Annotated in this window: 13 protein-coding genes; 4 read left to right on the forward strand and 9 right to left on the reverse strand. The window is 60.5% G+C overall.

The annotated features are described in order from the left end of the window. Positions 1-188: 188 nt before the first annotated feature. The 3 genes from HKL97_RS10125 to HKL97_RS10135 form a co-directional block, all read right to left on the reverse strand. Positions 189-1124, reverse strand: coding sequence for a tartrate-resistant acid phosphatase type 5 family protein (locus HKL97_RS10125; RefSeq protein WP_291424964.1), 936 nt, complete (start codon positions 1122-1124; stop codon positions 189-191). Between the two features lie 75 nt (positions 1125-1199). Continuing rightward, positions 1200-2144 (reverse strand): glutathione synthase, encoded by a 945-nt coding sequence (gshB, locus tag HKL97_RS10130; RefSeq protein ID WP_291424966.1) that lies wholly within the window; start codon positions 2142-2144, stop codon positions 1200-1202. Positions 2145-2176: 32 nt separating this feature from the next. Next, positions 2177-2485 (reverse strand): hypothetical protein, encoded by a 309-nt coding sequence (locus HKL97_RS10135; protein WP_291424968.1) that lies wholly within the window; start codon positions 2483-2485, stop codon positions 2177-2179. 280 nt (positions 2486-2765) lie between these two features. Between HKL97_RS10135 and HKL97_RS10140 the strand changes: the two genes are divergently transcribed. Further along, the gene (locus tag HKL97_RS10140; protein ID WP_291424970.1) at positions 2766-2939 is read left to right on the forward strand and encodes a hypothetical protein; all 174 of its coding nucleotides are present in this window, start codon (positions 2766-2768) and stop codon (positions 2937-2939) included. 10 nt (positions 2940-2949) lie between these two features. On the opposite strand, the gene msrA is transcribed toward HKL97_RS10140, so the two are convergent. Further along, positions 2950-3657, reverse strand: coding sequence for a peptide-methionine (S)-S-oxide reductase MsrA (msrA, locus tag HKL97_RS10145; protein ID WP_291424972.1), 708 nt, complete (start codon positions 3655-3657; stop codon positions 2950-2952). 108 nt (positions 3658-3765) lie between these two features. Here msrA and msrB point away from each other — a divergent pair, with 108 nt between their 5' ends. Beyond that, positions 3766-4179, forward strand: a complete 414-nt coding sequence (gene msrB, locus HKL97_RS10150) for a peptide-methionine (R)-S-oxide reductase MsrB (RefSeq protein ID WP_291424974.1) — start codon at positions 3766-3768, stop codon at positions 4177-4179. Between the two features lie 80 nt (positions 4180-4259). On the opposite strand, the gene HKL97_RS10155 is transcribed toward msrB, so the two are convergent. Further along, positions 4260-5726, reverse strand: coding sequence for a hypothetical protein (locus HKL97_RS10155; protein WP_291424976.1), 1467 nt, complete (start codon positions 5724-5726; stop codon positions 4260-4262). Between the two features lie 372 nt (positions 5727-6098). Between HKL97_RS10155 and HKL97_RS10160 the strand changes: the two genes are divergently transcribed. Then, positions 6099-7160, forward strand: a complete 1062-nt coding sequence (locus HKL97_RS10160; RefSeq protein ID WP_291424978.1) for an acyltransferase — start codon at positions 6099-6101, stop codon at positions 7158-7160. A gap of 89 nt (positions 7161-7249) precedes the next feature. Here the strand turns inward: HKL97_RS10160 and HKL97_RS10165 are convergent, their stop codons facing one another. Further along, positions 7250-9037: a chloride channel protein gene (locus HKL97_RS10165; protein WP_363238729.1), complete on the reverse strand. Its 1788-nt coding sequence runs from the start codon at positions 9035-9037 to the stop codon at positions 7250-7252. A 41-nt stretch (positions 9038-9078) separates the two neighbouring features. Between HKL97_RS10165 and rsmA the strand changes: the two genes are divergently transcribed. Then, the gene (gene rsmA, locus HKL97_RS10170; RefSeq protein ID WP_291424980.1) at positions 9079-9906 is read left to right on the forward strand and encodes a 16S rRNA (adenine(1518)-N(6)/adenine(1519)-N(6))-dimethyltransferase RsmA; all 828 of its coding nucleotides are present in this window, start codon (positions 9079-9081) and stop codon (positions 9904-9906) included. 55 nt (positions 9907-9961) lie between these two features. Here rsmA and HKL97_RS10175 read toward each other — a convergent pair whose 3' ends face one another. From HKL97_RS10175 to HKL97_RS10185, 3 genes are all read right to left on the reverse strand, one after another. Next, positions 9962-10879, reverse strand: coding sequence for a CHAP domain-containing protein (locus HKL97_RS10175; protein WP_291424982.1), 918 nt, complete (start codon positions 10877-10879; stop codon positions 9962-9964). 281 nt (positions 10880-11160) lie between these two features. Continuing rightward, positions 11161-11511 (reverse strand): RidA family protein, encoded by a 351-nt coding sequence (locus HKL97_RS10180; RefSeq protein WP_291424984.1) that lies wholly within the window; start codon positions 11509-11511, stop codon positions 11161-11163. Positions 11512-11534: 23 nt separating this feature from the next. After that, the coding region (locus tag HKL97_RS10185) for a hypothetical protein (protein WP_291424986.1) at positions 11535-11905 on the reverse strand (371 nt) is incomplete at its 5' end.

Below are 11905 nucleotides of genomic sequence, written 5' to 3' on the forward strand. Positions count from 1 at the left end.
CCCATGCTGACCTCCGATCCAGCAATAAGCTTGAATCAGATTTTCAGTCGCGCCGGAATCCCAAAACGATTCAGATCGTCAGAAAGAGACTCTAGCTTTACCGGGGCGGGGCGCCGGGCGCGCCACCCAACAAAAAGGGGAGCCGCGCCACTTCTGGCACGCTCCCCTTTTTTGCGCAGGCTGTGCGCTCAGGCCGGGACTATGGACCCGGCATAGATGGTTTTGCCCCTCATATCCATAAGCCCATACTGCAGCTTGCCGCCAGTTATATGCAGCGTCATGAACCCATGCGCGCCCGAGGCGAAGCCGCCGCGGATTGCCGGGCGCGGGGTGTAGGTCTGCGAACCGGCGCCGGTGACCACATAGGTGATGCCGTTCATCGCCACCGATTGCAGGCAATGGTCGTGCCCGCAAATATAGAGCGGCACATCATGCTTCGCCAGCACGGGGTTGAGCCGCGCAATGAGGTCCGGCTGGTCGTGGTCTTCGCCGTCGGCATCGTCCAGCGCCGTGTAGATGGGGTGGTGGCCGATGACGATTTTCCACTGCGCGGTGGAAGCGGCCAGGGCCTTGTCCAGCCAGTCAAGCTGAGCCTGCGAATCCTGGCCTTCAATTCTCACTTTGGAGCCGAGATATTTTTTAATGAAGGGCGAGGTATCCAGGTAGAAGAAATCCGCGCGGGCGCCATCGGGCAACGTCTGCGCCTCGGTATAGTAACGCGCGGGCAGCTGCCAGCGGTGGCTCCTGGCGCTGTATTCAAGCTGCGCCTGCACATTGCCGCGGTAGTCATGGTTGCCAAGAATCACCTTCCAGGGGCTCTGGAGGGATTGAGCGGTGTAGATCTTCTCGAAAGAGCTCTCCCACTGCGGGTCATCGACAGCGGTGACGCCATCCTCATAGAAATTATCGCCGACCGAGACGGTGAAGCGCGCGCCCATGGCAGCCGCGGTTTTACCCATCTGCACCGCGACGGCGCGCTGATCGTCATGGCCGTTGCGGCCCCAGTCGCCGATCAACACGCAGTTGAGCGCGCCAGGGTCCGCCAGCGCCGGAAACGCGCCAAACGCCCCCCCCGCGCCCAGGGCGAGAGACGTGGAAATAAACCGCCGGCGGGAAAGCAACATCGGGCAACCTCTCAGAATCTCCGCCCCGTCTAGCAAACCAGCGAACGCCCCGTCTGCTACAATTGCGTGACAGCCTCAGGCCCGCATCGCCTCAATTTTGTCCCAGATGGCGGCTGCGAGATTAACACCGTCAAAGCGGGCAATCTGTTGCAGCCCGGTGGGCGAGGTGACATTGATCTCGGTGAGATAGCCGCCAATGACATCGATGCCCGTGAAGAGCAGCCCCTCGCGCATCAGCGTCGGCCCGATGCGGGCGCAGATTTCAAGTTCGCGGGCGGTCAGGCTGGTCCGCTCGGGGCGGCCGCCGGCATGCATGTTGGAGCGGCTGTCCCCCTCGGCGGGAACCCGGTTGAGCGCGCCCAGGGGTTCACCGTCGATGAGGATGATGCGCTTATCGCCCTGGCGCACGGACGGCTCATAGCGCTGGACCATCAACGGCTCACGGGAGGCTGCAAAAAACATGTCCAGCAGGGAGCCGAGGTTTTCATCGCCCGGCTTGAGGCGGAAGACGCCGATGCCACCATTGCCGAACAGCGGCTTGACGATGATGTCTCCATGCAGCTTGCGGAAATCCTTGATCGCCCCACGGTCCCAGGCGATGAGGGTGGGGGGCATCAGCTCGGGAAAATGGGTCACCAGCAGCTTCTCGGGCGCGTTGCGCACGGCGGCGGGGTTGTTCACCACCAGGGTTTTTGGGTGGATATGCTCCAGAAGATGCGTGGCGGTGATATAGGCCATGTCAAACGGCGGGTCCTGGCGCATCAGCACCACGTCCATCTCCGCCAGATTAACGGTTTTTTCTGGACCGAATTCATAGTGTTCGCCGGGGACGTTTTGGACCGTGACGGGCCGCACGCGGGCCTGAAGGGTGGCGCCGTTGAGCCACATGTGGTGGACCTCATAGTGCCAGAGCGCATGGCCGCGGCTTTGCGCTTCCAGCATCAGGGCAAAAGTGGAGTCGCCCGTGATGTCGATGCTGTGCATCGGGTCCATCTGCACTGCAATTTTCAAGCCGGCCATGTGATCCTCAATTCTCTGTTGAGGACAGCGTATCAGGAGGCGGCGGGCTGCTCCAGTGCCGCGGCTGTGGTGGGGTGTTCCAGGCTGAGGGTACAGCGCGCGGCATCGCCGTTGTCCGGCACGGCGGTGGCCACATGTGGAACCCCTGACGCATCAGGGTAGAGGATGAGGTTAAGGCCGCAGACCGGCGAATGGTAGAGCCAGACCTGGGCTGAGCCATCGACTCGCAGCAGCGCCGGATGGCCGAAGGCGGCATCCAGAGTGGCGGGGGTAGCGCCTACGAGATTACCGGCGCCGAGCATGGGAACAGCTCCCGCGGTCTGGGCGGTTTGCGCCGGCATGCCCGCGCAACCAGTCAGCAGTACAGCGCCGCACAGCGCGCCAAATAGTCGAAGTCTGATCCGCTGCGCCATGCATGTCCCGGAAGCTGAAGCCTGAACACCTATAACAAAACCCCCATACTTTAACAGGACGTTTCCGGGCATTTCGGCTTAGTTTTTTTCACCCAGCCGATTTTTCCCGCCACAATCAAATCAGCCCGCTGCCTTATTCGCGCCTTGGTCCCAGGCGAGATTACGCACATGGATGATTGATCCACGATTCTGACGACGGAGAGTGAAAATGCCCGTGAATATGCTGAAGACCGAAGCCGATCTTCGCCATGCCGTGATTGACCGGTTGATCGCCGCTTCGTTGAGCAACGGCAAACCGGCGATGGAAGCAACGCTGGAGCGCTGGCGCCGGATGAGCATTCCGGCAATCGACGCGGCGAAAACCGAGACCAAGGCCTCCTGAGCCCACCGCCCTAATTCAACGGCAGCACCGTGACCGGCGTGGCGCGATAAAGCGCTGGGAACAAAGTTTTGAGCGCTCGTACCTTCGGAAGGTCGTTGATCACGATATAGGGGGAATCCGGGTGGCGAACCAGAAAATCCTGATGGTAGATTTCGGCCTGATAAAAGGCGCCCGCAGGGGCCAAGCGAACGACAATGGGTGCCGGGAATACATGCGCTGCTGTGAGTTGGGCAATATAGCGGCGGGCGGTTTCTTCCTGCGCGGCTGAGCCGTACCAGATTTCCGAGCGATATTGCGTGCCGCTATCGGGCCCCTGGTAGTTCAGCTCTGTCGGGTCAGTCGCCACCGCAAAATAGATGTGCAGAATTTCGCCGTAGGAGAGGATCTGCGGATTGAAAACAATCCGCACGGATTCCGCCTGGCCGGTCAGGCCAGTACTTACCGCCTCATACGCCGCGGTGGCAGCGCTGCCCCCGGTGTATCCGGCATAGGCATGGACCACGCCCTTCACATGTTCATACACACCCTGCATGCCCCAGAAGCAACCGCCTGAGAGCACCGCTGTTTCAAGCGTGGCGGAATCGGGTGGCGCGTAGGCGGGCGGAGGAACCACAACAGAGCCGGCGAACGCTGTACCCGCCAGCGGCGAGCCGAGGCTGGCGATAATGACGGCTGTGAGGAACAGCCAAGGATTGCGGCGTGTTCGTGATCCTGGCATGGAAACCTGCTTTGTCTTGGGTCTGGGCGCTTGGCTCTTATATAGTGTCAGGCGCTCTCAAAATACGGATAATTCCGTACTGCCCGGGCGATAAAAAAGGAGACATGCATGAGCCTGCCAGCTGAGCCCAGTTTTCCCGTCAATCATACCGAAGCCGAGTGGCACAAAATTCTGACCCCTGAACAATATGAGGTTTTGCGCGGACATGGCACGGAACGGCCCGGCAGTTGCGCCCTGAACCATGAAAAGCGGGCGGGGCGGTTTTCTTGCGCGGGGTGTGGGCAGGATCTGTTTATTGCTGGCACGAAGTTTGAGAGCCGCACCGGCTGGCCCAGCTTCAACGACCCTGTTGCGGGCGCGGTGGGAACATCGGTGGACCGCAGCCATGGTATGATACGGATTGAGGCGCATTGCAGCCGTTGCGGCGGGCATCTTGGCCATGTATTCGAGGATGGCCCCGCGCCGACCGGGTTGCGCTACTGCATTAACGGGGTTGCGATGAATTTCACGCCAGAAGGATGAACGGTTGCACCTTCCGGAAGACAATAAAAAACCTGCGAGGCTTGCGCCACGCAGGCTTTTCTTTGGCTTGTATGCTTTTATCAGCTGATCACGATACTACCGGCTGCACCGGGCACTGAGGTGAGGGAGCTGGCATTCACGCCGGCCAGCTTGATGGTCGAGCCATCGGACAGGGTGATGATGGCACCGCTGAAGCCAGGCACTGATGAATTCCCTTCCGAGAAAATGGTCAGATTTTTGGTCGATCCGAAAACGGTATCGTTCAGGTAGATCGAGCTGTTGACCGAGCTGAAGTCAGTGATCAGGTAGTTACTCTGACCATTAGCGGCCGTCGCTGCGTTGCTCACAAAGATGTACAGGTTGCTTGCGCCGGACACGGTGTAGCCGGTCAGCGTGCTGCTCGACGAGCTACCCAGGATAAACGCCTGCTGCCCGCTGCCCGCTGAGGAGACAACCGCGTTAGCGATGATCGCGCCCGTGTTTCCGGTATACGCCAAGCCAAGCTGGAACGTATTGGCTCCGGAAGAGGAAGAGCCGACCAATGTCTCGTTACCCGTTCCTGCGAACAGGAAGTTGCTCACGGACGAATTGCCCTGAAGGAAATCCCCCGCGCCGGCGCCCTGCAGGGTGACCGCACCGGAACCGCCAACCAGCGAATTGCTGCCTGCGAGACCGCCGACGTAGTAACCGCCGCCTGCACCGCCATAAGCCGTCACGGAATTAGGCGCACCATTGCTACCGCCATAGTTGGCGGAGAAAATGGTCGCCGCATTGCTGCTGTTGTTAATGAAGTCCAGCGTGCCGCCGGCTTTCTGGGCAAACTGCACCGCGACAGAGGAGGAATCGTTCGCATTAACAGTCGTGGCGCCGCCATACACAAAAATGGATGCCGTCGAGTTACCATTAGCGCTCACGGTATCAAAAGACGCACCGACGTTAACGGTATCCTTACCCGCGCCTGTCAGTGAACTGCCCGCGCCCGAAAGCACGATGTCGTAGGACGAGTTCGGATTGCTGGGGGTGCCGTAAGCGCTGATGACGTCTCTGCCACCGGCTGCATAGATCGAGTCCGCGGCACCGGTCGTGCCACCGTTCGTGTCAGTGTACACAACGTTGCTGGTGGCGCCGAACAGAGCCAGGGACGTGTTTCCGTTACCGGTAATGACTGACCTGCCGGGAACCTCAACAACCAGGTTCGTCGCGTTAGCGGCAACCGTGAGCCCCGTATAAGGAGCCGCGCTCAGACTCGATACTGTGCCAACAGAATCGGTATTGGTGAACTCTTCAAAAAATTTGCCGGTCGAGCCGGCGACAGTATACACTAAACCCGTCGCGAGATCGTTGTTGATCAGGCCAACAGAAGGCGTACCGCCAGAAACGGAACTGGAAATCGAGCTACTAATACCATCCAGATAGGCCTGCAACAGACCATTAATGGCAGACCCACTCCCAACAGAGGCGAATGCCGAAGGAATAGTAACGATACCAGTCGCCAAATTCGGGGAGCCACCAACCGTTAAGCCTACCGTGGAAACTACTGCTGACATCACACTACCCCTGATTTAATCGCCTCTCGTTTCCATTACCGTTGCAGTGCAGCGATGGCAAGCAAAAATGAACTTAATTTTCATGACACGTCCGCTACATACATCACAAATTCGCGAAACCGCGCCGCCGCGCGTCTTAAAAAAATACAACCTAAAGAATTTTATTTTTAGATGCCTCACCCCTTTTCAAAACAAAACCCGGCTTTATGAGCATTGTCCCTCCGAATCGTTCCGCTTTTGCTCCAACGGTCCCAAAAAATGACCGGTATCGTATCAAACACAGCCGCCGCAACCGCCGCCATGCTTGACAGTACCGGCACCAAGCCAGCATCACCCTGAAATGAACTGCCGGCCAACCGAATCGGGTCTGCGATGAACGATCCTTCGCCCGAGCGGCCGGGCAAACTTGTCAGCCTGGAAGTCGCGCGCTTTGCTGCGGCTCTGTGTGTCGGGACCGACCATATCGTCAGTTTCGCCGCCTCGCTCAGCCCAAAGCCGGTTCTAGGCGGGTTCGACCTGCCACCGATCACTTCGGTATTGTTCTTCTTCGTACTCAGCGGCTTCGTCATCTACACCGCGCACCGCCAGGACTTCGGGCAGCCCAACCGGCTGCAGCGGTTCATCTGGCGGCGGTTCTGGCGCATCTACCCGGTTTACTGGTTGTCACTGGCCATTCCGCTGTATTTTTTATGGCCCACCTGCAGCCCCGGATACCTGGCGCAAATCTTCACCCTCGCCCCGTTCACCTACAACAACAGTTTCCGTGAACTTATTCCGCCAGCCTGGAGTCTGCGTTTTGAAATCGCATTCTACCTGATGTTCGCGCTGGCCCTGCTCCCGCGCGTGGGGCGCTATATTCTCGGCGCATGGATATGTATCACCGCCTGGCATGTGTACCAGCCGATGAAGCCCATGGGCTTCCTCCTGCGGCTGCCCCACGCGGTGGCATGGCATTTTTTTGGCCTGCACGAGATCATGTTTTTTGCCGGGCTGGGGGCGGGCTTCACCTTTTTCCAGCTTCGGTTGCACCACCGCTGGCTATGGTTGCTCCTGGCGGGCGCGAGCGTCGCCCTCGTGTTGCTCGCAAGGCTGGACGACTGGGGATTTCTCTACCCAAGCCTGGACCGCACGCCGCTGGTGGCCGGCAGCTTTGCCGTCATCATTTTTAGCCTGGCCGCGCTCGAGCGTGGCGGGCACCTGCGCCTGAACCATCGTCTGGCGCGGCTCGGCGCCATGTCCTACCCGTTCTATATAATCCACCCATCCGTTCTGTTTCTGGGCAGCGACTTCTTGTACTATCACCCCGGCGACAAGCAGATGTTCAGCCCGCTTGGCATATTCACCGGTTTCATGGCCGTATCTCTTGCCGCGAGCGCGCTGGTCACATTTTTATACGACCGGCCGTTGCAGCGCCTGTCCCGCCGGATGCTGTAGAGAATTATTTAAAACACAGTCCGGTCCATCCAGATTTTACGCCAACCCCATCCATCTGGCAGAAACCCTCGGGTCCCGCCGGATCGCCCCTACTCGCCAGACATTTCCCGCCGCCTGCGGTCCAATTCCTCGTTATAGCGGCGCAAGGCGTATTGCTCGGTCAACAGCCCCAGCACGTTGCGGGTATCCGGCCCGTCCAGCACGGCCAGCGCATCGGCCTCGGCTGCCTCGAAAGTTGCCAGCGCTTCCTTCACCGTCATGGCGGGCAGCAGAAAATGCTCCTGATGGTGCAGAATATCGCGCACCGAGCGTCCCTCGCCGGTTATGGCAAACGCCTCCGCCGGGTAGGCAATACCGGCATAGGCCGAATCTGCATCCGTCACGATCACGCGCTGGGTTGACCCGAGAGGCACCTCGGCGCGAAACACCATCAGGGTCATGCCATCATGCACCATCGCCGTGGCGCGGCGCATCATGCGCCCGACAGTAAGGGACTGAATCCAGCCAACATCGACCGCGCTGCGGATCTGCTCGCCGCGCAGATGGAAGCGCCAGGTGGCGAAAGAATAGCCAAACAGCCGGCGCACGGTGATGGCCGAGACGATGGAAGCGGCCAGCACCGCCATGGTGACACCAAAGTTCTGCGTGCTCTCCAGCGCCAGAAAGGTCATGGTCATCGGCCCGCCGACAACCGCCACAGCCAGAGCGCTCATGCCCACCACGGCATAGAAGCCGCTTGGCATGGGGGTGACAAAAGGCAACACAGTGAGCACGCCTGCGAATACCTTACCAAACAGGGCGCCTAAAAACAGCGAGGCGAAAAACAGGCCACCGCGGAAGCCTGAGCCGATGGAGAATGCCGAGGCAACCGATTTTATCAGCAAAATCCCAAGCACGACGAGGAACGGATAGGCGATGTTGAGGTCGGCATGCAGGGCGGAATGGCCCGAGGACATGGCTTTAGGCGAAATGCAACCAAGCAGACCGACCACCGCACCGCCGAGAACGGGGCGCGCCCATAGCGGAATGCCCGAACGGCGGAACAAGCCCTCAATGGCGGTAACACCGCGCATGACCGCAATGCCGGCCAGGCCACAAGCAATCCCCTCCACCAGCACCGCGGCATAAGCGGCATTCGGCACATCCGCCGGCAGGGTTACCAGCAAGGGCGGGGTGCCGCCCGAGATAATCTGCACCGTGAGCGTGCCCGCCAGGGCGGCGATCACCACGAAAGGCAGGGTCGCGATGGAATATATGCCGATGATGAGCTCGATGCCGTAAAAAGCGCCGCACAAAGGCGCGTTGAAGGCGCCGCCGATGGCCGCGGCCGTGCCGCAGCCGACCAGCACCCGCAAATCATTACGCCGCAGCCGGAAACTGCGCCCCAGCCGGGAGGCGATGCCCGCACCCAGCTGGGCATAGCCAGCCTCCATGCCGACCGAGGCGCCCACGCCGTTGGACCAGGCGGTCTGCGCCGCGACGATCAGGCTGTCATTCAGCGAAACCCGCCCGCCGTAGAGCGCGTTAGCCTCCACCGGGTCCACCAGGTTGCGTGGGCGCAGCCGGGCCAGCGCCCACATGCTGACACCCAGCACCGTGCCGCCCAGCACCGGCACCAGAAAGGCCCGCAGCGGCGCGACATGCAGGGATTCCGAGAGCCCCTGCCCCGATGGCAGCGCAAACAGCCGCTCATGCATGATCTGCGTGATCCCGTTGATGATGACGACGCCCACGCCACTGAGTACCCCCACGGCCGCAGAGAGAATCGCCAGCCATATCTCATCGGCGCGCACCAGCGCCCGCAGCATCTGCGGCGCGTGCAGTACCCAGTCACCAAGTGGCCGGAGGGACGATGGTTTCGTTGCTTGCTGGCTCACATCCCCCTGTTGCCACGGTCCAGCCTCGGCTAACAAGCGCCATGCCGGATGAAATTTTACCACCCCCGCTCCGCGAGGTCATAAAAACCTACGATCTGCGGGCGGACAAATCGCTGGGGCAGCATTTTCTGCTTGACACGGACCTGCTGACCAGCATCGCCGCCAGGGCGGAGCCGCTGGAGGGGGTCAATGTCATCGAGATCGGGCCGGGGCCGGGCGGGCTGACCCGCGCGCTGCTGGCCACCAAGGCGCGCCACGTCACCGCCATTGAATACGACCCGCGCGCGGTGGCGGCGATCAAAGCCCTGGCGGAAACCGCACAGGGCCGGCTCACGATTCTTCACGCCGATGCAATGAAGGCAGACCTGCCCGCGCTGGTGCCCGCACCGCGCGCCATCGCCGCCAATCTGCCTTACAACATCGGCACACCGCTGCTGATCTCATGGCTGATGCAGGCGGCGCAATATCAGTCGTTCACGCTGATGTTCCAGCTTGAGGTGGCGCAACGCCTCTGCGCAGCGCCCAGCACCCCGGCCTACGGGCGGATCTCCGTGTTGGCGCAATGGCTGTGCGATGTGGATATCGTCATGCACATCCCGGCCAGCGCCTTCGCGCCGCCGCCAAAGGTGGACTCCGCCCTCATCCGGCTGGTGCCCAAACCAAGCCAGCCGCCGCGGGAGCAAATTCAGGCCATGGAGAAATTAACCGCCGCCGCCTTTGGCCAGCGGCGCAAGATGCTGCGCGGCGCGCTGAAGGGCCTTGGCGGCAGTGATCTCCTGCAAGCCGCGGGGATAGACCCCGCCCGGCGCGCCGAAACACTCAGCGTGCCGGAATTCGAGCAGTTGATGCTGGTTCTCATACGCAAATAAGGCCAGGGAAACTCCCTGACCTTGCATGTCCTTGGGGGGCTGCCGAAAACCGCCGCTATTGCAGGTTGCGGTTCGGACCTTCGGTGTTGACCGGCCGAACGCTGGGCGCTTCCGCGACTTCGTTCCCCTGGCCATTGGCGGCGATGACGGTGGCGCTGGCGGGCTTGTCGTAAATAAAGCCATAGGTCGGGTAGGCGGCGCCCCAAGTGCTGCTGTCGCCAAGCTCAACCTCAACCTCGGACCAGTTGTTATCGGGAGAAACATCCTGCACGGTCACGTCATTGGTAATCGTGCCAGGGACCCAATTGGCCTGAGTCACGAGGATGGTGCGGTTGTTGATCACACCGGTAACGACGGCGACATGGCCAAGCGGCATACGGCCAATGGCACGGAAATTAAGGACGGCGCCCTCAACCGGGGTATTGCCGCGCTCGTAACGGCCGGCCGCCTCCGCCCACCAGAGGAAGGCATTGCCGGTCAGCTCGATATGCGACACTTCCCGCGCATAGGGAACGCATTGCAGGCCGGAATGGCGATACCGCGCCATGCGGTAATGCGCCTCGTGGGTGTAATGGACCGGATGGGTATAGTGCGCCACCGGGTGGATGTAATGCGCCTCGTGGGTGTAGTGCGCCTCGTGGGTGTAGTGCGCCTCGTGGGTGTAGTGCGCCTCGTGGGTGTAGTGCGCCTCGTGGGTGTAGTGCGCCACTGGGTGGATGTAATGCGCCTCGTGCGCGTAGTGCGCGTGATATTCCGAGGTTTTCCGGTAACCGGCGGCTTGCACATGCGGGGTGTAGACATGGTGTGTGCTGGCAAGACGGACATGGCTGCGCAGGGGGGCGTGAGCAACATAATGATGGGTGGATGCCTGTGCCGCGGCGGCGTTGAAGAATGCAGCCCCCGCCAATCCGGCGCCCAACAATGCCTGCCGGGCCTTTGCTCCAAACCCTCCAGCTTTGCTTCCACCAGCCATCAAATGCTCCGCCCCAGACTACCGTTGCGCCAATTTGGCATGCCGATGGGCTACGGGTGGAATGCGTTCAACGCAATACGCATTTGCGACAAAAATACAACATAGTGACAAAATCGCCATTTACAGGTCATGCGCACAAACAAGTTAAGACAACATTCCTATTTGAGTTTTTGTTGTGCTTTTTACTCTCAGGAAATTCAGCCGCCCTTTCCAGGGCGGCCACGACTCGCAAAATTGAAGCCTAACCACCTCAATATTAAAACAAAAAAACCTTTTTCTGCTTAACGGCAGGCGGTGATCATAATCTCAACAAGATAACCCGGGTCCGCCAGAACCGCCTGCACGCAGGCGCGCACGGGGGCGGCGCCCTCAGGCAACCATGCCGTCCAGACATTATTCATGGCTTCGCGGTCCCCCATATCCTTGAGCCAGATATGCGCCTGAAGCAGGCGGGTTTTATCCGTGCCGTGAATTTCCAGCAGAGAATCGATCTGCGCCAGAACATCCTTGGTCTGGGCTGTGATGTCCTGAGCCGGATCGGAAGCGACCACGCCCTGGGTGTAGACAAAGCCATGGTACTCAACCGCCTTGGACAGGACGGCGTTGGCATCGGTGCGGATAATACGGCTCATGAGAATAATCCTCTTTCAAAAATTCAAGGGTTGACGATATGCGGGATAACGGCTGGCGCGCCGTTCAAATCATCCGGGCCGCTGCCGCCGCCGTTCTGTTCGCAATCGCTGATCTGGCTTTCGCGTTCATGCTCGGCGCCAAGTTTTTCACCGTCGAACGCATGCGTCGGCATCGCGCCGTACATCAACCCGTTTTGCGACGGGCGGGCCTGCTCGTCGAGCGTGCTGGCGTCATAGGCGGCATCGGCCTGGGCTGTGCAGGCCGCGTCGTCGGCCTGCTGGGCCTGGCTTTCCGGCTGGACCGGCGCGCAGGCGGCGAGCGCGCCGCAGGCCAGAACCGCCATCAGAAATTTCATCATGTATTTGCACCCCGGGCTTGTGTGGGGGGCAATAG

The organism is Acidocella sp., from assembly GCF_013044125.1.
Classification (GTDB): Bacteria; Pseudomonadota; Alphaproteobacteria; order Acetobacterales; family Acetobacteraceae; genus Acidocella.

Coding starts and splice junctions, on each gene's coding strand:
- HKL97_RS10125 (WP_291424964.1), bottom strand. CDS start 1,124: ATGTTGCTTTCCCGCCGGCGGTTTATTTCCACGTCTCTCGCCCTGGGC.
- gshB (WP_291424966.1), bottom strand. CDS start 2,144: ATGGCCGGCTTGAAAATTGCAGTGCAGATGGACCCGATGCACAGCATC.
- HKL97_RS10135 (WP_291424968.1), bottom strand. CDS start 2,485: ATGCCGGCGCAAACCGCCCAGACCGCGGGAGCTGTTCCCATGCTCGGC.
- HKL97_RS10140 (WP_291424970.1), top strand. CDS start 2,766: ATGCCCGTGAATATGCTGAAGACCGAAGCCGATCTTCGCCATGCCGTG.
- msrA (WP_291424972.1), bottom strand. CDS start 3,657: ATGCCAGGATCACGAACACGCCGCAATCCTTGGCTGTTCCTCACAGCC.
- msrB (WP_291424974.1), top strand. CDS start 3,766: ATGAGCCTGCCAGCTGAGCCCAGTTTTCCCGTCAATCATACCGAAGCC.
- HKL97_RS10155 (WP_291424976.1), bottom strand. CDS start 5,726: ATGTCAGCAGTAGTTTCCACGGTAGGCTTAACGGTTGGTGGCTCCCCG.
- HKL97_RS10160 (WP_291424978.1), top strand. CDS start 6,099: ATGAACGATCCTTCGCCCGAGCGGCCGGGCAAACTTGTCAGCCTGGAA.
- rsmA (WP_291424980.1), top strand. CDS start 9,079: ATGCCGGATGAAATTTTACCACCCCCGCTCCGCGAGGTCATAAAAACC.
- HKL97_RS10175 (WP_291424982.1), bottom strand. CDS start 10,879: ATGGCTGGTGGAAGCAAAGCTGGAGGGTTTGGAGCAAAGGCCCGGCAG.
- HKL97_RS10180 (WP_291424984.1), bottom strand. CDS start 11,511: ATGAGCCGTATTATCCGCACCGATGCCAACGCCGTCCTGTCCAAGGCG.